The 21680-nt window shown below is 41.2% G+C and carries 15 protein-coding genes and 1 pseudogene; 12 read left to right on the forward strand and 4 right to left on the reverse strand.

What is annotated here, in order from left to right; translation table 11 throughout:
- Nucleotides 1-57 precede the first annotated feature (57 nt).
- A complete protein-coding gene (locus ACTNB8_RS02810; RefSeq protein ID WP_441052099.1) occupies nucleotides 58-2031 on the reverse strand; it encodes a GGDEF domain-containing protein in 1974 nt (657 codons plus the stop codon).
- 402 nt (nucleotides 2032-2433) lie between these two features.
- On the opposite strand from ACTNB8_RS02810, the gene ACTNB8_RS02815 reads away from it, so the two are divergent.
- From ACTNB8_RS02815 to ACTNB8_RS02840, 6 genes are all read left to right on the forward strand, one after another.
- The gene (locus tag ACTNB8_RS02815) at nucleotides 2434-2907 is read left to right on the forward strand and encodes a DUF2284 domain-containing protein (protein WP_441052101.1); all 474 of its coding nucleotides are present in this window, start codon (nucleotides 2434-2436) and stop codon (nucleotides 2905-2907) included.
- A gap of 100 nt (nucleotides 2908-3007) precedes the next feature.
- The gene (locus tag ACTNB8_RS02820) at nucleotides 3008-3655 is read left to right on the forward strand and encodes an L-rhamnose mutarotase (protein ID WP_441052103.1); all 648 of its coding nucleotides are present in this window, start codon (nucleotides 3008-3010) and stop codon (nucleotides 3653-3655) included.
- A 14-nt stretch (nucleotides 3656-3669) separates the two neighbouring features.
- On the forward strand, nucleotides 3670-4503 hold the full coding sequence (locus tag ACTNB8_RS02825) for a carbon-nitrogen hydrolase family protein (protein ID WP_441052105.1): 834 nt from the start codon (nucleotides 3670-3672) through the stop codon (nucleotides 4501-4503).
- 140 nt (nucleotides 4504-4643) lie between these two features.
- Entirely contained in the window at nucleotides 4644-6146 is a 1503-nt protein-coding gene (locus ACTNB8_RS02830; RefSeq protein ID WP_441052107.1) for a S1C family serine protease, read from the forward strand.
- A gap of 271 nt (nucleotides 6147-6417) precedes the next feature.
- The gene (locus tag ACTNB8_RS02835; protein ID WP_441052109.1) at nucleotides 6418-7383 is read left to right on the forward strand and encodes a nucleoside hydrolase; all 966 of its coding nucleotides are present in this window, start codon (nucleotides 6418-6420) and stop codon (nucleotides 7381-7383) included.
- A gap of 13 nt (nucleotides 7384-7396) precedes the next feature.
- Complete coding sequence (locus ACTNB8_RS02840; protein ID WP_441052111.1) at nucleotides 7397-8356, forward strand: exonuclease domain-containing protein; 960 nt, start codon at nucleotides 7397-7399, stop codon at nucleotides 8354-8356.
- On the opposite strand, the gene ACTNB8_RS02845 is transcribed toward ACTNB8_RS02840, so the two are convergent.
- The gene (locus tag ACTNB8_RS02845; RefSeq protein ID WP_441052113.1) at nucleotides 8339-9577 is read right to left on the reverse strand and encodes a D-alanyl-D-alanine carboxypeptidase family protein; all 1239 of its coding nucleotides are present in this window, start codon (nucleotides 9575-9577) and stop codon (nucleotides 8339-8341) included. The genes ACTNB8_RS02840 and ACTNB8_RS02845 overlap by 18 nt on opposite strands.
- Before the next feature lie 880 nt (nucleotides 9578-10457).
- On the opposite strand from ACTNB8_RS02845, the gene ACTNB8_RS02850 reads away from it, so the two are divergent.
- From ACTNB8_RS02850 to ACTNB8_RS02860, 3 genes are all read left to right on the forward strand, one after another.
- Nucleotides 10458-10595, forward strand: a complete 138-nt coding sequence (locus tag ACTNB8_RS02850; RefSeq protein ID WP_441052115.1) for a hypothetical protein — start codon at nucleotides 10458-10460, stop codon at nucleotides 10593-10595.
- Nucleotides 10596-10767: 172 nt separating this feature from the next.
- Nucleotides 10768-13920 carry an isoleucine--tRNA ligase gene (gene ileS / locus ACTNB8_RS02855; RefSeq protein WP_441052117.1) on the forward strand — a complete coding sequence of 1051 codons (3153 nt, stop codon included), beginning with the start codon at nucleotides 10768-10770 and terminating at the stop codon, nucleotides 13918-13920.
- Between the two features lie 92 nt (nucleotides 13921-14012).
- Nucleotides 14013-16469 (forward strand): glycogen/starch/alpha-glucan phosphorylase, encoded by a 2457-nt coding sequence (locus ACTNB8_RS02860; protein WP_441052119.1) that lies wholly within the window; start codon nucleotides 14013-14015, stop codon nucleotides 16467-16469.
- Between the two features lie 179 nt (nucleotides 16470-16648).
- Here ACTNB8_RS02860 and ACTNB8_RS02865 read toward each other — a convergent pair whose 3' ends face one another.
- Entirely contained in the window at nucleotides 16649-17569 is a 921-nt protein-coding gene (locus ACTNB8_RS02865; RefSeq protein ID WP_441052121.1) for an AraC family transcriptional regulator, read from the reverse strand.
- A gap of 241 nt (nucleotides 17570-17810) precedes the next feature.
- Here ACTNB8_RS02865 and ACTNB8_RS02870 point away from each other — a divergent pair, with 241 nt between their 5' ends.
- The 3 genes and pseudogenes from ACTNB8_RS02870 to ACTNB8_RS02880 form a co-directional block, all read left to right on the forward strand.
- Nucleotides 17811-19046 carry a galactokinase gene (locus ACTNB8_RS02870; protein WP_441052123.1) on the forward strand — a complete coding sequence of 412 codons (1236 nt, stop codon included), beginning with the start codon at nucleotides 17811-17813 and terminating at the stop codon, nucleotides 19044-19046.
- A 149-nt stretch (nucleotides 19047-19195) separates the two neighbouring features.
- Nucleotides 19196-20266 (forward strand): glycosyltransferase, encoded by a 1071-nt coding sequence (locus tag ACTNB8_RS02875; RefSeq protein WP_441052125.1) that lies wholly within the window; start codon nucleotides 19196-19198, stop codon nucleotides 20264-20266.
- Nucleotides 20267-20334: 68 nt separating this feature from the next.
- Nucleotides 20335-20802: pseudogene (locus tag ACTNB8_RS02880) on the forward strand (collagen-like protein); the annotation flags it as partial.
- A 96-nt stretch (nucleotides 20803-20898) separates the two neighbouring features.
- Here ACTNB8_RS02880 and ACTNB8_RS02885 read toward each other — a convergent pair.
- On the reverse strand, nucleotides 20899-21639 hold the full coding sequence (locus ACTNB8_RS02885) for a lysophospholipid acyltransferase family protein (protein ID WP_441052127.1): 741 nt from the start codon (nucleotides 21637-21639) through the stop codon (nucleotides 20899-20901).
- Nucleotides 21640-21680 lie beyond the last annotated feature (41 nt).

The following is a 21680-nucleotide window of genomic DNA, read 5'->3' on the forward strand; positions in this document are numbered from 1 at the left end:
ACAGAGCAGGTAAAAGCCGGGACAGATGTGTGACCATCTGTTCCGGCTTTAATACGGTCAGGATTCCTGTTCCGGAGAATAGAAACATACCTGTTCAGGATCCTCCTCCCTGATCTGTTTACGTGCATGATTGGCAGCATCAATAGCCACCGAAGAACTGAGACAGTCAGGCATAATCTGGTAGATTCCGGTTCTTAGCTTAAGATCTGAACCTGGAAACATGGTTTCTGTCATATCAGCAAATTTTCGGTTGATATCATGTATGATCTGAGCACTCCGAGCTGTTTTCGTAAAACGCATAAACAGAATAAACTGATCAGCGACCACACGGGTAAAATATCCATTCGCATCAGCAGGCATTGTGGTAAGGATATAATTGGAAAACTCTTTCAGAACCTGATCACCGGCAGTATAGCCATATTTCTGGTTGAAATATTTGAAATTACGAAAATCTGTATAGATCATAAAATAGGAATCTGCATAGCCGCCGACAATGATTCTTTCTGTTTCTTCCTTGAATCTGGCGAAGGACAGAAGACCGGTCAGAGGATCATACCCCGGAGCGGAAACAGTTGGATTGACACTGTTAAAAGCATATCGTTTGGACATATGTGCAGAAATGATTTTTGAAAGTTCACCGAGCTGTTTGCGATCTTGTTTGGACCAGAATCTCGTAGCTGAACATACTACATAGGAGATGGCGCCGGTATATTTGCCTTCGCAGTACATGGCAGCACAAAGCACAGTTCTGGCACCGCCTTGCATAAGAAGTTTCTGAGCTCCTTCGGAATACATGTTCATGTTGTTGTGTTGAAGTACAGTAGTTCCATATTCGTCGTAACTGCGGAAAAGTGTCAGAAAATCATCTTCTGCGAAAACGGCCGGTTCATTGAGAACCGGAGGTATATTCTCACGGAGCCACTGGTACTGTCTGCTGGTGTTTTTGGTCTGGAGATCAGTCTGGATAATAGTAACTCTGTCCAGTTGAAAACGTATTCCGATGACTTTCAGCAGCATTTCCAGTGCTGAATCAAAACTGTTCTGCTTTTCAAACAGCTCAAAAGCAGTAGCAATGATATCGTTTCGCAGATATCTGCTGTCTATGGAATCTTCTGCCTCGGGAGCCGGAGATTTTAGTTCAAAGCGTCTGAGATTATCGCAGAAAACATAACGGTTTCTGCCGTGGATCTTTGCCTGATACAGTGCCCAGTCAGCGTTTTCAAAAAGCTGGTCATAGGAATAGCCGGCAATGTTTTCCGGAAGATAACAGATACCTACACTGCAGGTGATGAAAAACTCCGGTTTTGAAAATTTAAGTTTACGAATCATATGAATGAAATTCATTGATTTTTTTATCAGGTCCTGATGTGAAATCTCCTTCAGAAAAACAACGAATTCATCTCCGCCTGCCCGTACCAGGATATCTTTGGAACGGAAAAAAGTACGCATAAGTTCTGCAAACCGGGTCAGGACTTCATCACCAAAAAGATGCCCGTAATTGTCGTTGATATTTTTGAAATAGTCCATATCAATAACCATCATACCACAGGAAGAATAAGGGTCTTTTTCAGATAGATATTCACTGATAAGAATTTTACCGGTCTGTTGGTTATAGAGTCCGGTAAGTGAGTCTTTCTGCGCCTTTTCCTGAAGAATCTGTTCTTTTTTTCTTACTTTTGTTATATTTCTCATGGAACCAAGCAGAATGGAATCTGTCCCTTTGGGGAGTGTGTCTATGGAAATATTATGATACTCTCCTTCCGGAGTCTTTTTAACACGAATTTCAACAGGTCCCGGAATTTTTTCTTCGAGAAGTTCCTGAAGTTTCCAGAAATCATCCCGATGTACAAGAGAAACTCTGGCGGTATTGCGCAGTACGCCGGAGATTATATCTATGTTTTTCAGACTCGCATCGTACACGTTCATTTCGTCTGTTCTCTGAGAATAGGTGAACAGATACATCTGCGTATGCTGCATCAGAAGTTTCAGGATGTTTATAAGATGTGTATCTGAGGAAAAGATATCTTTCATAAAATCCCTCCTTTACATATATCATACTTTTTCAGTCAGAAAGAATATTTACATTTTATCATGTTGGAATCAAAACGTATATAGTTACTGTTCACTTCGTTCACAGGAACTTGGTCAAAATCCATTCCAAATCACTTTCGGTGATGGGATTTTGACCCGTATGTCTCGGGATTTTGCCATATTCATGGCAAAACACTTCGCGGGATATTACCTGTGAAAGTTCACCGTATATACCATGATGAAATGGCAGATTACGTAAATTGACAAGGCATTATATTGAGCGATATAATAATGATGTTGTTGTAACAACTTATGGAGCGGAGAAAATTGTATGAAAAAAAAGTCCGGCTTCAGTGTGGAGAATGTACAGAATGGACAGATAGTATAGAAAGAAGGATATATATGGATCTGATAAAAACAGCACTGGAAATGGGATTTTCTGATGCAGCTGTAATGGATACAGATAAACTTGTATTTGTACCTGAGTACAGACAGTTCTGTGTGGATAATCTCTGTGGAAATTATGACCTTAATCCGGCATGCCCGCCGGAAAGCGGTACAGTAGAAGAAATGACAGCACAGGCGCTGAGATATCCGAAAACTCTGGTTCTGCAGACAATACAGCCTCAGTCAGAAGATGCCAGGAAAGCAAAACTGAACCAGAACAAGATGACAGAAAAACTTGCTGAAGAAATGAAAAAGGCAGGCCACTCAGATATACTGATCATGAGTGCTGGCCCATATAAACATAATTCCTGTATGTCTGCATACTGTGTAGATGCACAGAAGATGGCAGACGCTGTAGGAATGGACTGCTGGAAAAACGATGATATGAATCGATTTTTTTCACAGATTTTATTTTTTGAATGTTTATAAACAATCAGGATTCTTTACGGCATTGCTTTTCAGATTGAATGGTTTTACAATAATAAAAGACATAAGGGTAATGAACCGTTAAAACACAGGAGGCTTTTCTATGGAAAGACACGCATTTGCAATGAAGATTAAAGACGGAAAAATGAATGATTACCGTAAGAAACTGGGCGAAATCTGGCCGGAGCTGACAGCATTTCTTGACCGCAATGAAGTAAGCAATTTCAGCATCTGGAATGCGGAAAATCTTATCTTCGGATATTATGAAAATAAAGATGGTGCGAAGCTGAGTGCAGATGAAAAAGCAGCAGCAGATGCTATCACAGCAAAGATCGAGGATACTTTTGACTGGATTTCCACACCATACAAAGATATGCGGCTGATGTATCATAACTTTGGTATTGTAAGAGAAAATAAGGAACTGATCCGTCACAGAATGTTTATGACAAAACTGAAAGACGGCTGCGAAGAAGAATACAAGGCACGTCATGATGGATTGATTGCTCAGAGGGGAGACACTGTAGATCCAGGTCCGGACAGCAATTTCAGCATCTGGAGCGCAGGCGGCTATATCTTCGGATATGATGAGATCGATACTACCATGGAAGTAGAAGAAACTGTAGAGTCCAGAGAACAGACAGTTGAATGGGAAATGCGTCAGCTTGGTATCATGGACTGGATCACAAATGATGTAGACTGGATGACAGGTGACGTTCACGCAGATGTAAAACGTCTGGCATGGCATAACTGACCTGAGGAAAATATATGACTAAGATCAAAGTTGCAGCGTTACAGATGCCTACAGTAGCAGATAAAATGGAAAACCTGAATACAGTTGGCAGATATCTTAAAAATCTGAAAAATGCTAAACCGGATTTTGTGATTTTGCCGGAAATGTTCTGTTGTCCATACCAGACAGAAAATTTCCCGGTTTATGCAGAAGAAGAGGGAGGACCTGTATGGCAGCAGCTTTCTTCTTATGCAAAAGAGTATGGAATCTATCTGATCGGAGGTTCCATGCCGGAAAAAGATGTAGAAAGAAAAGTTTATAATACTTCATATGTTTTTGACCGTCAGGGAAAGCAGATCGGAAAACACAGAAAAGCACATTTATTTGATATTGATATTAAAGGCGGACAGAGTTTCCGGGAATCAGATACACTGACAGCAGGAGACAGAGATACTGTTTTTGATACGGAATTTGGCAAAATGGGTGTGATCATCTGCTTCGACATTCGCTTTCCGGAAATGGCGCGTATGACAGTAAATGATGGCGCAAAAGTAATTTTTGTTCCGGCAGCATTTAACATGACTACAGGACCTGCGCACTGGGAGCTTTCATTTAGAGCCAGAGCATTGGATAATCAGATTTATATGGTGGGCTGTGCACCAGCGCGTGATACCAGCGCAGGGTACATATCCTGGGGACATTCTGTTGTGACGGATCCATGGGGAAAAGTTATCAATATGCTGGATGAAAAAGAGGGAGTTCTGATGGCTGAACTGGATCTGGATTATGAAGATGACGTAAGAGATCAGCTTCCGCTTCTGAAGAGCAGAAGACACGATATGTATAAGCTGGAAAAATTTTGTAAATGATAAAGATATGGCATAACATTATATACACAGCGGATATTTAACAGATTGGTCACATTTTTCCCACAAAGTAAACACAAATATCCCCTATACTTCTAACCATAAAAAGAAAAGAAAACAGAAATTCCAAGGAGGGGATTTTGATGAATGATATAAACAATATAATGATGAACAATAACCATGATGATAATGATCCAAAAGAAAGAATGAGAAAGAAAGTTAAAAAGGCAGCAGGAATTGCTCTCTGTGCAGTACTTGCAGGCGGACTTGCAGCAGGTTCTTTTGAAGGAATCAATACACTTACAGGCTGGAACAGCAGTACAGTAGAAGCTGCATCAAACAGCGAGAACAAGACTCTGCTTCAGACAAAATCCAAAAAAAATAAAGATAAAGACTCTGATTCTAAAGAGTCTGATTCCAAAGATGAGAAATCAGAAGATACATCAGATGAAACAACAGCAAAAGGCAGTCTGGATGTTTCCGATATTGCCGCAGAAGGAATGAAATCCGTTGTTTCTATTACAACGAAATCTGTTCAGGATGTTCAGGATTATCTTGGATATTACGGATTTGGCGGAAGTCAGGGTTATACCACTCAGCAGGAGGTTGAAGGAAGCGGTTCCGGTATCATTGTTGGTAAAAACGATGACAACCTTTTGATCGCAACAAACTATCATGTAGTTGAGGGCGCTGATACAGTTTCAGTTACCTGCATTGACGGTGAGACTTATGAAGCAACTGTAAACGGCTATGATGAAGATAAAGACCTTGCAGTAGTTTCTGTATCGATTTCTGATATTTCAGACGATACGATGGATCAGATTGAAGTGGCTACAATTGGAAGTTCTGATGACCTGAAGGTTGGCGAGCAGGTTATTGCAATTGGTAATGCACTTGGTTATGGCCAGTCAGTAACAACAGGTATCGTAAGTGCAAAGAACCGTAAACTTGATGAGAATGGTCAGGCAGATGAAGATTCTGACGGAACAAACCTGATTCAGACAGATGCAGCTATCAATCCTGGTAACAGTGGCGGTGCGCTTCTGAACATGAAAGGTGAGGTAGTTGGTATTAACTCCGCAAAACTTGCTTCTACAGAAGTTGAAGGTATGGGTTATGCAATTGCAATTTCCGACGTATCTGATGTTCTTGAAAATCTGATGAATGAAACACCTAGAGACAAGGTTGACAACCATGGTGTTCTGGGAATTACCGGTATGACAGTCAGTGATGAGGCTTCTCAGTATTATGGAGTACCGGAAGGTGTTCTGGTTGCAGAAGTTACAAAAGACAGTGCAGCTGACAAAGCAGGCATCAAAGAAAAAACAATCATTACTGAATTTGACGGTAAGAGAGTCCGCAGTATCGACACTCTGGTAGATATGCTTCAGTATTATAAACCAGGTGAAGATGTAGATGTTACGATCGAGGTTATTGATGGCGACGGATATAAAGAAAAAACAGTTACTGTAACACTTGGAGAAAATAAAGATTCTAATAAGGAATCAAAAGATTCTTCAGACAGTCAGGATTCACAGGACAGTGAAAGTCAGGCTGAGGAGAATGCAGACAGCCTTCTTCAGGACTGGGAGAACAATGCAGCAGACGGAACCTCTTATCAGAGATTCTTTGGTAATATGTGGTAATAATGTAATATATATAAACGGGAAAGGGCCGGCACTTAAGATGCGCCGGTCTTTTCTTTTGCATAAATGTCTGTTATACTGAAAAAAGATAGTAACTGTTCACAGGTAATATCCCGCGAGGTGTTTTGCCATGAATATGGCAAAATCCCGAGACATACGGGGCAAAATCCCATCACCGAAGGTGATTTGGAATGGATTTTGACCAAGTTGCTGTGAACGGAGTGAACAGTAAAAAAAGATATAAACGTGAGACGAAAGGCAGGTACCTGAAATGGAAAAAAGAAAAATTATTATAGACTGTGATCCGGGTGTAGATGATGCTCTGGCACTTGCCCTGACTGCAGCATGGAAAGACAGACTGGAAGTTCTTGCAGTGACTACAGTGAGCGGAAATCAGACAATAGAAAAAGTTACAGATAATGCTCTTAAACTTACTGAATTTTACGGACTTGATGTTCCGGTGGCACAGGGACTGGAAACTCCGATCATAAGAGAACCTCAGTATGCAGCGAACATTCATGGAGACAGTGGAATTGGTTATGCGGTGCTGCCTGAGACAGACCGTAAACCAGTGGAAAAAAAGGCTGTGCTTTATCTGTCAGATCTTCTTCTCGGACTTCCGGAAGGTGAAAAGATTACGATTGTTGCGACTGGTCCAATGACTAATATCGGTTTGCTGCTGAGACTTTTTCCGGAAGTAAAGGAACATATTCTTGAGATTATTTTCATGGGAGGATCTCTCTGTGGCGGAAATGTAACATTGTCTGCGGAATTTAATATTTATGTTGACCCTGAAGCAGCAGATATTGTGATCCATTCAGGAATTCCGCTGGTTATGTGTGGACTTGATGTGACAACACAGTGTACGTTGAAGCGAAATCATATTTTAAAAATGTGTCAGTCTGGAAATTCTGTAGCGCAGCTTTGTGGAGAAATGGTTGGATATGAGCTGGATAATACGGCAAGTGCTATCAGAGGTGAAGTTAATATACATGATGCAGTAACAATCATGTATCTGGTACATCCGGAGATTTTTACAGGAAAACGTATGATCCTGGATGTAGACTGTTCTGAAGGAAAATCAAGGGGAACAACAATGGGTGCTTTTTTCTGGTGGAAAAACGAAGAAAAAGATACCAATGCGCTAGTTTTAACAGATGAGGTTGATCAGGAAAAATTCCAGGAATACCTGATTTCTGCTCTTTATGAACTGGGAGCGTCGAAACAAAATAACTGAGAAGGACAGACACATGAACTATATTGTTTTTGATCTGGAATGGAATCAGAGCCCGGGCGGAAAAAAGTATTCTAACAGCCGTCTGCCTTTTGAAATCATTGAGATCGGTGCCGTAAAATTAAATGAACAGAGACAGAAAACGGACGTTTTTCAGCGCCTGGTGAAACCACAGGTCTATAACTGGATTCACGACAGCATTCATGAAGTGATTCATGTGGATTACAAAGATCTGGAAGAAGGCGATCCATTTCCACAGGTGGCAAGAGAATTTCTGGAATGGTGTGGGGAAGATTTTGCCTTTTTTACCTGGGGGAATCAGGATGTTATGGAACTTCAGCGTAATATGAAATATTATGGAATGCTTTCCATGCTGCCGGGTCCGGTCATGTATTATGATGTGCAGAAGCTTTTCGGCTTTCAGAATGGTGAAGTCCCACAGAGAAGAAGCCTTGAGTATGCTACAGATGTGTTGGGAATAAAAAAGGAAGATGATTTTCACAGGGCGCTGGCAGATGCTGTTTATACTGCACGTGTTCTGGAATATCTGGATATGTCTGTTGTCAGGGATTATCCTTCTGTAGATGTATATCAGAATCCACAAAAGAAAAAAGAAGAGATTTTTCTTTCTTATCCTGATCATGATGAATATGTATCCAGGGAATTTCCTAATAAAGAAAAAATTATGAGAGACAGAGAGATAACGAGTACAAAATGTCCGCACTGTCATCTTCCAGCCAAAAGAAAACTTCGCTGGTTTCAGAATAATTCCAGAGTGTACGAGAGTCTTTCGTTTTGTCAGAAACATGGATGGGTAAAAGGTAAGATCCGTATCCGTCATACGGATGAAGACGGGTATTATGCAGTAAAAACTTTGAAAAATATAGATGAAATAAAGGCAGAGGAACTCCGGCAAAAACGGGAGTCCCTCCGCCAGAAAAGACAGATAAAACGTCAATCAGAAAAGCATATCTGATAATAATTGTTGTTGAACATATCTGGCAGTTCCTACCGGGTAACCATTATAGCTGTAAGTAGTGGTCAGAAGTGGGAGTCCTGCCGGATTTTTTGTTATTTTGTTTGCTGTTGTCAGGATGCTGGTATCTGCTCCGTTGGGTAATGTTACAGATACTCTGTAACGGTCCGATTTAAACAGACAGGAATCATCAGAAGTTTTGATGATATTTTTTTCGGAAGGCAGCTGTCTGGTAGAGACAAGATTCTGGTTCTTGGATACTTTTACTCTGGTAAAATTATTGAAACCGTAATCCAGGAGTGCTTTTGTATCGGAATAAGCACCGTTTACGGACTGAAGTACTACAGCTACAAGATAGGTTTTATTGCCTTTGGCGTATGTTACAAGGGTATTTCCCGCTGCCTGTGTGTAACCGGTTTTGCCGCCCAGGACACCATCGTATGCATGATCCAGTCCTTTCATCATTTTGTGATGATTCAGAAGATAACGTGTTTCTGTAAATTTGTTTGTTGGTGGTATTTCGTAATATTCTGTTGTTGCAAATTTACGGAAGGTAAGGTTCTTCCATGCTGCCCGGGCAATCTTTGCCATGTCATTGGCTGTTGTGTAGTGTTTTTCGTCCGGAAGGCCGTTAGGATTGTTGAAATGGGTGCTGGTGCAGCCCAGCTGACGTGCTTTCAGATTCATCTGTTCTACAAATTTTTTTACTGAACCGGAAGTCTGTTCAGCGATCGCAAGTGTCATCTCATTGGCTGACTGGAGCATTACGGCCATAAGTGCCTGTTCTATTGTAAATTCTTCGCCTGTGTCTGCGTAGATACTGGAGCTTTGGGTATCGGTGATCCCGTGTGCAGCAGTTTCTGACATGGCGAATTTATCGCTGGTGTTAAGATTTTCACATCCCAGGAGTGCTGTCATAATCTTTGTGATGCTGGCAGGATACTGGGCTTTGTCAGCGTTTTTGGAGTAAAGTATTGTGCCGCTGACCATATCCATCAGTACTGCGGATTCGGCTTCAATCTGTGGTCCCTGAGGCCATCCCTCGATGGAATCCGTGTCAGCAGGCTGATTATAGAATGCTGTATGTGGGTCAGGAGTCGGGGTGGCTGTTACCAGGGGCGCACCATATTCGTCTGTGGCGTATACGGGGGCTGTGGAGGCTGTTATAAGAGCAGCGCACAGGAGGCTGCCGAGAATACGCCGGAAGTTCTTTATTTTCATATTTATACCTTTCTTGTGTTGGGGGAAAATATATGTGATTAATTTACAGAAATACATATATAGAAGAAACAGAAAAATATCTGTGATATAAAACAACATGAGATATCTGGTATAAGGTTTGCTTGTTCGAGATTTCTGAAATACTAAGAATATATGATTTTGTTAAAAGCGCAAACAAAAATAGCAAACTCGCTTCGCTCAGACAGAGCGATTTTTGTCTGCAACACAAAATCCTATACACTAAGTATTTCGACGAAATCCCTCAGGCAAACCGTAACCAGATAGTCTCAGTTGTTTTGCTCTCAGGTATTGACTGATTTCTTCAGCTATATGTTATCTGTAAATATAAGCAGCATATTTTGGGGTTACAATATACTTCCCATAATTATACTGTAATTTGTGATATGACACAAGGGGCGAAACTGGTATGGTGTTCCTGCCGGCGTCAGCCGGTGAACCAATTTCGGGGTGGAGGGGAGGTATATTGCATTATGTGTGAGAGAAATTATATACATGAATAGTCAGCTGGCGTATGCGGATAACAGAGTTGAATGAATGTCTGTGCAGATTTCGTTAATGAGATGCAGGCAAGCTGATGCCACCGAGCCGCTGTCTGAGCCGTAAGGCGAGTTGCAGGCGAATGGCATCAAATAAGCGCATGCATCGAATTAGAAATCCAGCAATATTCGTGAAACCTGTTATCCGCATACGACAGCGTGAATTATTCGTGAATTATAAACTTAATCCTCCCATAAACATCAATACCTCCCCTTCGGAGTCCCTGAATAATATGTTAAATCTGGCAAAAACCCTTGACATCTGCAAAAATAACACCGTATAATAAAACAGCACATAAATAAGAAATAAAGCAAAGACGTAGATGGAGACAGTAAATCGAAGAGAACGCCCCAGAGAGCCGGGAGAAGGTGAGAACCCGGTGTCAGTAAATTCGATGGAAAATCACTCCGGAGTTGCTTTCCCGAAGAACAGAGGCACAGACACTATGACAGAAAAGTAAGGAAAGACGGTGATTCCGCCGTTAAGTGGAACATGTATCGGCATTTTGGCCCGTACAGTGTATAAGGTGGTGCGAACCAGTAGATTACTTTCGTCCTTTTACAGGATGGAAGTTTTTTTTGTATAATGCAAAATTATACCTACCCTGACAATTATTTTAAGGAGGAATTATTGTGTATCAGAAAGTAGATACGAACCTGAATTTTGTTGATCGTGAAAAACAGGTAGAAAAATTCTGGAAAGAAAACCATATCTTCGAAAAAAGTATGGAAGACCGCAAAGACGATCCGACATACATGTTTTATGATGGACCGCCGACAGCAAACGGCAAACCACATATCGGACACGTACTGACACGTGTTATCAAGGATATGATCCCGAGATACCGTACAATGAAAGGTTATATGGTACCACGTAAAGCAGGATGGGATACCCATGGACTTCCTGTAGAACTGGAAGTAGAAAAGAAACTTGGTCTGGACGGAAAAGAACAGATCGAAGAATACGGAATGGAGCCATTTATCCAGCAGTGTAAAGAAAGTGTATGGAAATACAAAGGAATGTGGGAAGATTTTTCTTCAACTGTTGGTTTCTGGGCTGACATGGATAACCCATACGTAACATATCATGATGATTATATTGAGTCCGAATGGTGGGCACTGAAAGAAATCTGGAACAAGAAACTTCTTTACAAAGGATTCAAGATTGTTCCTTACTGCCCACGTTGTGGAACACCTCTTTCTGCACAGGAAGTATCTCAGGGATACAAAACTGTCAAAGAATGTTCTGCTATCGTTCGTTTCAAAGTTGTTGGAGAAGATGCATACTTTCTGGCATGGACAACCACACCATGGACACTGCCTTCCAACGTTGCACTCTGCGTAAACCCGGATGAAACTTACTGTAAAGTAAAAGCAGCAGACGGATATACTTATTATATGGCAGAGGCACTTCTGGACAAAGTTCTTGGTAAATTTGGTTCTGAAGATAAACCGGCATACGAAGTACTTGAAAAATATGTTGGTAAAGACCTGGAATACAAAGAATATGAGCCGCTTTTTGCATGTGCAGGAGAAGCAGCTGCAAAACAGAAAAAGAAAGCTCATTTTGTGACAGCTGACAGCTATGTAACAATGAGCGACGGTACAGGTATCGTTCATATTGCACCTGCATTTGGTGAAGATGACAGCCGCATCGGACGTAACTATGATCTCCCATTTGTACAGTTTGTAGATGGAAAAGGTGATCTGACAGCAGAGACTCCATATGCAGGAATCTTTGTAAAGAAAGCTGACCCGATGGTACTTCAGGATCTGGATAAAGAAGGCAAACTTTTCGATGCTCCGAAATTTGAGCATGATTATCCACACTGCTGGAGATGCGACACACCACTTATCTACTATGCACGTGAATCCTGGTTCATCAAGATGACAGCAGTCAAAGATGACCTGATTCGCAACAACAACACTATCAACTGGATTCCGGAAAGCATCGGTAAAGGGCGTTTTGGTGACTGGCTTGAGAACGTTCAGGACTGGGGTATTTCCAGAAACCGTTACTGGGGAACTCCACTGAATATCTGGCAGTGTGAATGCGGACATATGCATTCTATCGGAAGCCGTCAGGAACTCTTCGAGATGAGCGGTGATGAAAAAGCCAAAACAGTAGAACTTCATCGTCCATATATTGATGAAATCACTCTTAAATGCCCGGAATGCGGTGGAACCATGCATCGTGTACCAGAGGTTATTGACTGCTGGTTTGATTCAGGAGCAATGCCTTTTGCACAGCATCATTATCCATTTGAAAACAAAGAACTTTTTGAAAAACAGTTCCCGGCAGACTTTATCTCCGAGGCTGTAGACCAGACAAGAGGATGGTTCTATTCTCTGCTGGCTGAGTCCACAATCCTGTTTAATCAGGCTCCATATAAGAACGTTATCGTTCTTGGCCATGTACAGGACGAAAACGGACAGAAAATGAGTAAGTCCAAAGGAAATGCAGTAGATCCTTTTGATGCTCTTGAAAAATATGGTGCAGATGCTATCCGTTGGTATTTCTACATCAACAGTGCTCCATGGCTGCCGAACCGTTTCCATGGCAAAGCCGTTCAGGAAGGTCAGCGTAAATTCATGGGTACGCTGTGGAATACTTATGCATTCTTTGTACTGTATGCAAATATTGACAATTTTGACCCAACTAAATATACTTTAGATTATGACAATCTTCCGGTTATGGACAAATGGCTTTTAAGCAAGCTGAATTCCGTAGTAAAAACAGTAGATGAATGTCTGGGTAACTACAAGATTCCGGAGAGTGCAAGAACACTTCAGGATTTTGTTGATGAGATGAGTAACTGGTATGTAAGAAGAAGCCGTGAACGTTTCTGGGCAAAAGGTATGGAGCAGGATAAGATCAATGCTTATATGACTCTGTATACTGCACTGGTAACTATTTCCAAGGCAGCAGCTCCTATGATTCCGTTCATGACAGAAGAAATCTACCAGAACCTTGTAAGAAGCGTTGACAAAGATGCTGTCGAAAGTATCCATCTCTGTGACTTCCCGAAAGTAAAAGAAGCGTGGATCAACAAAGAACTGGAAGATGACATGGAAGAACTGCTGAAGATCGTTGTTCTTGGACGTGCTGCAAGAAATACAGCAAATATTAAGAACCGTCAGCCGATCGGAACCATGTATGTAAAAGCTGAAAAAGAAATGGGACAGTTCTACACAGATATCATTGCAGATGAACTGAATGTAAAAGAAGTTGAATTTGCAAAAGATGTAGAATCCTTTATTTCTTACAGCTTTAAACCACAGCTTCGTACTGTTGGACCGAAATACGGCAAACTTCTGAATGGTATCCGTAAGGCACTGTCAGAGATCAATGGAACAGAAGCTATGAACGAACTGAGATCCAAAGGTGTCCTGACACTGGATATTGACGGAAACAAGGCAGAACTGACTGAAGAAGACCTGCTTATCGAGACTGCACAGACAGAAGGTTATGTAACAGAAACAGATGGAGATGTTTCTGTAGTCCTTGACACAAATCTGACACCGGAACTGATCGAAGAAGGTTTTGTACGTGAGATTGTCAGCAAGATTCAGACAATGAGAAAAGAAGCGGGATTTGAGGTTATGGATAAGATTCACATCTATGCAAAAGATAATGAACGCATTCTTGAACTCATGAAGAATCACAAAGAGGAGATCATGTCCGAAGTACTTGCAGAGGATGTTACTCTGGGAGAAACAGAAGGATATGTAAAAGAATGGAACATTAACAAAGAACCAGTTGTTCTTGGTGTTGCAAAAATGTAATGAAGTCATGCCCGGCATATAACCGGGCATGATTCGCTAAATTGGGGGTAATAAAAAGGCGCAGCACTGCTGCACAACAAGGAGGAAATGTGATGATCGATAAACAGTTTAAAAAAGAAGCTTTCAAAAAAAGTGTAAAAGAAAACGTTAAATTCCTTTACCGCAAAAAACTGGAAGAAGCTACTCAGGAGCAGATCTTTCAGGCTGTATGCTACACCGTAAAAGATGTTATCATTGATAACTGGCTGGGAACACAGAATGCATATAAAGAACAGGATCCAAAGACTGTTTATTATATGTCAATGGAATTCCTTATGGGTCGTGCCCTTGGAAATAACCTGATCAACCTTACTGCATACAAAGAAGTAAAAGAAGCACTGGATGAACTTGGACTGGATCTTAATGTGATCGAGGATCAGGAACCGGATCCGGCTCTTGGAAACGGTGGACTGGGACGTCTGGCAGCATGCTTCCTGGATTCCCTTGCAACTCTGAATTACAGTGCATATGGATGTGGTATCCGTTATCGTTATGGTATGTTCAAACAGCAGATCAAAGACGGATATCAGGTAGAAGTACCGGATAACTGGCTGAAAAATGGATATCCATTCGAACTTCGTCGTCCGGAATATGCAAAAGAAGTACATTTTGGTGGATACGTTGATGTAGAATATGATCCTGCAACAGGTTCCAACAAATTCGTACACAAAGGATACCAGGCAGTAAAAGCAGTTCCTTTTGATATGCCAATCGTTGGTTACAACAACAAAATTGTAAATACTTTAAGAATCTGGGATGCAGAGCCAATTGTTGATTTTGAGCTTGATTCCTTTGACAAAGGTGATTACAAAAAAGCTGTTGAGCAGGAAAACCTTGCCCGCAATATTGTAGAGGTACTTTATCCTAATGATAATCATATGGCAGGTAAAGAACTTCGTCTGAAACAGCAGTATTTCTTTGTATCTGCAAGTCTTCAGGCAGCAATTGACAAATATAAGAAAAACCACAAAGATATCATGAAGCTTCACGAAAAAGTTACTTTCCAGATGAACGATACTCATCCGACAGTAGCTGTAGCAGAGCTTATGAGAATCCTTATGGATGAAGAAGGTCTCGGCTGGGATGATGCATGGTCAGTTACAACTAAGTGTGTAGCTTATACAAACCATACAATCATGGCTGAGGCACTTGAAAAATGGCCAGTTGAGCTGTTTTCCAGACTTCTTCCACGTGTATATCAGATCATTGAAGAGATAAACCGTCGTTTTATTCTTGATATTCAGGCTAAATATCCTGGAAATTATGATAAGATTAAGAAGATGGCAATTCTCTATGATGGACAGGTAAAAATGGCACACCTTGCAATTGTTGCAGGTTATTCTGTAAACGGCGTTGCAAGACTTCATACAGAGATCCTCAAGAAACAGGAACTGAAAGATTTCTATGAAATGATGCCTGAGAAATTTAACAACAAAACAAACGGTATTACCCAGAGACGTTTCCTTCTTCATGGAAACCAGCTTCTTGCAGATTGGGTAACTGACCATATCGGACCGGAATGGATTACGGACCTGTCCCAGATCAGCAAACTGAAAGTTTATGTTGATGATGAAAAAGCTCAGCAGGAATTCATGAACATCAAATATCAGAACAAAGTACGTCTGGCAAAATATATCCTGGAACACAATGGAGTAGAGGTAAATCCACGTTCTATCTTCGATGTTCAGGTTAAGAGACTTCATGAGTACAAACGTCAGCTTCTGAATATCCTTCATGTTATTTATCTGTATGATCAGATCAAGAAACATCCGGAAATGGATTTCTATCCGAGAACATTTATCTTTGGTGCAAAAGCTTCTGCAGGTTATGCACGTGCAAAGAAAATCATTAAACTCATCAACTCTGTAGCTGATGTTGTGAATAATGATGCGTCTATTGAAGGTAAACTGAAAGTTGTATTCATCGAAAACTACCGTGTATCTAACGCTGAGATGATTTTTGCAGCAGCAGATGTCTCCGAACAGATTTCTACTGCAAGTAAAGAGGCTTCCGGTACTGGTAATATGAAGTTCATGCTGAACGGTGCTCCGACTCTGGGAACCATGGACGGTGCAAACGTAGAGATCGTAGAAGAAGTAGGACAGGAAAATGCATTTATCTTCGGTCTTAGCGCAGATGAAGTTATCAACTATGAAAACAATGGAGGATATGATCCGAGAGTCATCTACAATACAGATGATGAGATCCGTCAGGTACTGACAGAACTTGTAAACGGTACATTCTCCAGTGATACAGAGCTGTTCCGAGATCTGTACAATTCTCTCCTGAACCAGAACGGCGGAGAAAGAGCAGACCAGTATTTCATTCTTGCTGATTTCCGTTCTTATGCAGCTGCTCAGAAGAAAGTAGAAGAAGCATATAGAGATGAAAAAGGCTGGGCTCGTATGGCTATGATGAACACTGCATGCGCAGGTAAGTTCACATCAGACAGAACTATCCAGGAATATGTAGATGATATCTGGCATCTGGATAAAGTTTTTGTGAAATAAAATATCTGAAATGATTCATAACCCTTATGAATGGTGGCGACACTGTTTATAAGGGTTATTTTTTAAATAAAAAACTGACAACATTCGACATAAATAAAGTACAAATTGTGCCATTGCATCAACAAATGGCTGTATGAGAATCTTAAAAAATTATATGGGATCTGAAAAGATCTGTTAAATCAACTTATATCCGGGAGCGTTATGGATGAAAGATGCCGGATGCTTCTGGACTTCCTGTACTCCCTCGGGCTGATGCCTTTTACCCGTGTGAAGACTTTGGAGTAATAATTGGGATCGTTAAAGCCGGATTTTCCGGCGGCAAGTCCTACGGATTCACCGGCATTCAGATATTCAAGACTGCGCTCAATCCGATATTCCTGCAGGAAAGAAAACAATGTAGTATTCATATGTCTTTTGAAAAGCCTCGTGCATTCACTTTCACAGAGATGTACATGGTCAGAGATATCCTTTAAGGAAATATGATTCATATAATTCTGCTCAATATAAGTAATGATTTTTTTGAAGCGTTCATATTCTACGAGATCTGTATTTGTAGAAACAGGCTGAAGTGGAAGATGCTCTGCCAGGAGCCGCCACATGCTCTGCAAACATATGGAAATATCAAGTTCGTAGAATTCCGGGCGTTTTTTATCCAGGGTAATAATTTTCAGCATATAGTTACGAAAGGAAGCATGCCAGGACTGTGACTGGTCAATAAGAATAGAACAGACCGAAAGATTCTGAATGACCGGTTCTACGTACTTTGTGTAGATGGTACTCTGATAAAATCCATAGATCAGTTTCGGATCAAAGGTAACCGGAATATAGGAACAGTCCTCGTGATTTTCCATCAGACCTGCATGAAGGACATTGGAATTATTAAAAATAATATCTCCTTTTTTCAGATGATAAGTAAGATTATTTATCTTATAACACATGGAACCGCTTTTGATATAGGTGATCTCGATCTCTGGATGCCAGTGCCACATAAAAGAACCTGATTCATATTGAGAAAGGGTGTGGTAGCTGACAAGGAACGGAAAATGGTCATTGCCATGTTTTTTTAATTCTTTCTGAAACTGGTTTGTGACGATCTGCATGTGATTCCCTCCGGATAGACTACTATTCGCATAAAATTACTTTTATTATACATAAAAATGCATATAAAACGCAATATTTTACCTGTTTTTCGCAGGTTATTTAAGGTAATAAAAAAGAAAAATAATATAATATGATATAGAGATGTACAGAAAGAAAATATTGTGAGATAATAAAAACAGAGGAATTGTTTACAATTCGCAGAACAGTCAGTTATCGTAAATATATCAAAGGAGAGGGAAAATGAATTTACCAGAAAAAGAGAATCTTCAGAAAATCTATGGGGAAACAGAAACCAGTACTGCACGTTTTCAGAATCTTGCAGATCAGTTTGCAAAGATTTACGGACATGATCATGCAGAATATTTTACATCACCGGGAAGAACTGAGATCATTGGTAACCATGTAGACCATAATGGGGGAAAGGTTATTGCCGGAAGTATCAATCTGGATACTATTGGGGCAGCTGCACCGAACGGAACACAGGAAATCCATATTACCAGTGAAGGATACAGAGATGAGATCGTGGTAGATCTTACGAAACTGAGCAAAAACAATTACGGAAAGGGAACACCGGCACTTGTGGCAGGAATGATGGAAGGCGCACAGAAAAACGGTTTCAAAACTGCCGGATTTGATGCTTATGTGAGCACAAATGTAATTGCAGCAGCAGGTGTCAGCTCTTCTGCATCATTTGAGATGCTGGTCTGCACGATCATCAATTACTTCTTTAACGAAAACAAAATGACATATACAGATTATGCAAAAGTTGGTCAGTATGCAGAGAATGTATACTGGGATAAAGCTTCCGGAATGATGGATCAGATGGCTTGTGCAGTAGGAGGTCCGGTACTTTTTGATTTTGCTGACAGAAACGATCTGAAATACAGCAAACTTGATTTTTCTTTTGGAAAGTTTGGTTACAGACTTGTGATCGTTAATACCGGAAAAGGACATGCAGATCTCAGCCGTGAATATTCTGAGATTCCGGAAGAGATGAAGGCAGTTGCAAAAGAACTTGGAGTGGAACTTCTGCATGAAATAACACAGGAAGAACTTCTGAAACACTGCAATGAAATTGAAGATGACAGAGCTGTTCTTCGTGCACTTCATTTCTTTGGAGAAAATGCCCGCGTAGAAGAAGCCGTTGAAGTTATCGAAAAACAGGAATACAACAAACTGTTAGAGCTTATGAATGAATCAGGCAGATCTTCATGGGAACTTCTTCAGAACTGCTATACAATGAAGGACTGTCACGAACAGAAGATCACACGTACACTTGCACTGACAGAACTTTTCCTGAAAAAAATCGGCGCAGGTATCTGCCGTGTTCACGGTGGTGGTTTTGCAGGTGTCATCATGACAATCGTTCCGGAAAAAGAAATGCAGAATTATGTTGATTATATTGCACAGTTTGTTGGCAGAGATAACGTTTATCCAATGGATATTCGTGCTGTCGGAGCTGCACATATCGGATAAAAGCTGTATGGTCGCAGGCTGATCAGACATCATTTTGTAATCAGTATCATAAGGTATCGTAAGAACAGAGATAGAGGAATCTGTTTTTATGGTACCTTTTTTGGTCTGGCTGAAGAAACTTTTCGAATTCATAAACAGAGAGGGCGCAGATGGTCACAGTAAGTCTTTGCATGATCGTAAAAAATGAGGAAAAAGTACTTGGCAGGTGTCTGGATTCTGTTGGGAAAATCGCAGATGAGATTATTATAGTTGACACCGGCTCGACAGACAGGACAAAAGAAATTGCGGCGAAATATGGTGCAAAAATTTTCAATATGGAGTGGCAGGAGGATTTCTCTCTGGCCCGGAATCTTTCTTTTTTAAAAGCTGAAATGGATTACTGTATGTGGCTTGATGCAGATGACATTATCAGGGAAAGTGAAATGCTAAAACTGCTCCGATGGAAAGTGGAAACAGATGGATCAGCTGACGTACTGCTGGTCAGATATGTGGCAGCATTTGATGAAAAAAGAAATCCAACTCTTGTCTATTATCGCGAGAGGCTTATAAAAAACAACAGTGGTTTCAGATGGCAGGGACGGGTGCATGAAGCAATACAGGCGAGAGGTAAAGTTGAATATCTGGATTGTGAAATAGAACATCACAGTATAAAAACAGAATATTCCAGAAGGAATCTTTCCATATATGAAATGATGGAGAAGAAAGGAGAACCCTTTTCTGCAAGGGACAGATTTTATTATGGAAGAGAGCTGTTTTACCACAGGAAGTATGGGGAAGCGGTGGATAACTTCCTGAAATTCTTGAATTTATCGGAGGGATTTGTGGAAAACCAGGTAGAAGCGTGCAGGCTGGCAGCGAAATGCTGTTATGCACTGAAAAAAGATGCAATGGCGCTGGAGTTTCTTTATCGTGGACTGACGTACAGGCTACCTTCCGGAGAACTCTGCTGTGATATAGGACAGCATTTTTTTGAAAGAAAAAGGTGGGAACAGGCTGAGTTCTGGTACAGAAATGCGCTGCAGGTACCAGAAAAAACAGAGGCAGGTGGTTTTACAGAAAAAGACTGTTATGGATATATTCCCTGTATCCAGTTAAGTGTCTGTCATTACTGGCTGGGTGATATGGAAAAAGCCCGGGATTATCACAGACGCGCAGGAAGATACAAACCTTATGGAAAAGAATTCCTGAAAAATCAGCAGTACTTTGAACAACCGTTGTAAGTAACGGGAACAGTAATATTTGATCGTGCATATGTTAAATAGTGAAAACTCTTAACAGGAGCATATATATGGATTTTTTCAGAAAAAACAGAGAAGCTGACTGCGAGAGCCAGAGTTGCTGTAACTGCGGCTGCCCCGGTCCGACAGGCCCTATGGGACCAAGAGGATGTCCGGGAGCGACAGGCCCGCAGGGCCCACAGGGATTGCAGGGAATTCAGGGTCCGGCAGGTCCGCAGGGAATCCAGGGAATTACCGGAGCAACTGGCCCGCAGGGAATCCAGGGAATTACCGGAGCAACAGGTCCGCAGGGAATCCAGGGAATTACCGGAGCAACCGGCCCGCAGGGAATCCAGGGAATTACCGGAGCAACAGGTCCACAGGGAATCCAGGGAATTACCGGAGCAACAGGTCCACAGGGAATCCAGGGGGTTACCGGAGAAACGGGAGCGACAGGTCCAACCGGCCCGGCAGGCACCGTAACACCGGCAGCTGCTGTGGCAGATGCTGCAAGTGTGGAAGATGTAGTTGAACAGTTTAATGTGCTGCTTGCAAATATGAGAGAAGCGGGATTATTGGCGAGATAGAAGAAAAAAACGGTATAGCAGGCGATATGACCTGTTATACCGTTTTTTTTATACCAGTTCTTTATTTTTTCTGAGGGTTTCCAGAATAATATTTCTGGTGTATTCACCCAGATGTTTCTGATCTTCTTTAGACAGATCCTTCACATAGATTGGTTTTCCATATTCAAGAACAACATGTGTGGATTTGATCTTTGGCATATGTGCCTCAAAAATTTCAGCAGTGTTATTGATGGACATTGGAATGATGGCACAGCCACTCTTGGTGGCTATTTTGAAGCTTCCTTCATGGAACGGGAGCAGTTCTGTTTCGTCCGCACTTTTGCTTCTGGTTCCTTCTGGGAAGATGCAGATGGAAATGCCGGATTTGACTTTTTCAATAGCTGTAAGGATGGTTTTCAGTCCCTGCTTGATATCTTTGCGGTCAAGGAAAAGGCAGTGAAGATAACGCATCCAGTTGGAAAGAAGTGGATAATGTTCCATTTCTTTTTTGGCGATGTAGCCGGTTCGGATCGGGCAGCGGCTGTAAGTCAGTACGATGTCAAAGTAGCTGCGGTGATTGCCGATGTAAAGGACAGGAGTATCTTTTGGAACATTTTCTTCTCCAATCACGGTGACTTTGGTTCCGGCAACCCACAGGATAAATTTGAAAACAGTCTGAATGATACGAAGAGAACTGATTTCTTTCGTCTGAGGTGAAAACTTTCCGATGATCCATTCGATGATCAGAATGGGAATGGAAAGAATAAGAAAACCGATTACAGTGATCGCAACAAGTATAAACCGGATCATGATAAATTCCTCTTTCTGTTTATTTTGCAGTACAAAAGATT

The organism is Blautia sp. HCP28S3_G10 (genome assembly GCF_052065235.1).
Classification (GTDB): domain Bacteria; phylum Bacillota; class Clostridia; order Lachnospirales; family Lachnospiraceae; genus Blautia_A.

Excerpts from the sequence above, each read along its gene's own strand:
- ACTNB8_RS02835 (WP_441052109.1), top strand. The coding sequence starts at position 6,418 with ATGGAAAAAAGAAAAATTATTATAGACTGTGATCCGGGTGTAGATGAT.
- ACTNB8_RS02820 (WP_441052103.1), top strand. The coding sequence starts at position 3,008 with ATGGAAAGACACGCATTTGCAATGAAGATTAAAGACGGAAAAATGAAT.
- ACTNB8_RS02885 (WP_441052127.1), bottom strand. The coding sequence starts at position 21,639 with ATGATCCGGTTTATACTTGTTGCGATCACTGTAATCGGTTTTCTTATT.
- ACTNB8_RS02875 (WP_441052125.1), top strand. The coding sequence starts at position 19,196 with ATGGTCACAGTAAGTCTTTGCATGATCGTAAAAAATGAGGAAAAAGTA.
- ACTNB8_RS02830 (WP_441052107.1), top strand. The coding sequence starts at position 4,644 with ATGAATGATATAAACAATATAATGATGAACAATAACCATGATGATAAT.
- ACTNB8_RS02815 (WP_441052101.1), top strand. The coding sequence starts at position 2,434 with ATGGATCTGATAAAAACAGCACTGGAAATGGGATTTTCTGATGCAGCT.
- ACTNB8_RS02865 (WP_441052121.1), bottom strand. The coding sequence starts at position 17,569 with ATGCAGATCGTCACAAACCAGTTTCAGAAAGAATTAAAAAAACATGGC.
- ACTNB8_RS02840 (WP_441052111.1), top strand. The coding sequence starts at position 7,397 with ATGAACTATATTGTTTTTGATCTGGAATGGAATCAGAGCCCGGGCGGA.
- ACTNB8_RS02810 (WP_441052099.1), bottom strand. The coding sequence starts at position 2,031 with ATGAAAGATATCTTTTCCTCAGATACACATCTTATAAACATCCTGAAA.
- ACTNB8_RS02870 (WP_441052123.1), top strand. The coding sequence starts at position 17,811 with ATGAATTTACCAGAAAAAGAGAATCTTCAGAAAATCTATGGGGAAACA.
- ACTNB8_RS02845 (WP_441052113.1), bottom strand. The coding sequence starts at position 9,577 with ATGAAAATAAAGAACTTCCGGCGTATTCTCGGCAGCCTCCTGTGCGCT.
- ACTNB8_RS02850 (WP_441052115.1), top strand. The coding sequence starts at position 10,458 with ATGGAGACAGTAAATCGAAGAGAACGCCCCAGAGAGCCGGGAGAAGGT.
- ACTNB8_RS02860 (WP_441052119.1), top strand. The coding sequence starts at position 14,013 with ATGATCGATAAACAGTTTAAAAAAGAAGCTTTCAAAAAAAGTGTAAAA.
- ACTNB8_RS02825 (WP_441052105.1), top strand. The coding sequence starts at position 3,670 with ATGACTAAGATCAAAGTTGCAGCGTTACAGATGCCTACAGTAGCAGAT.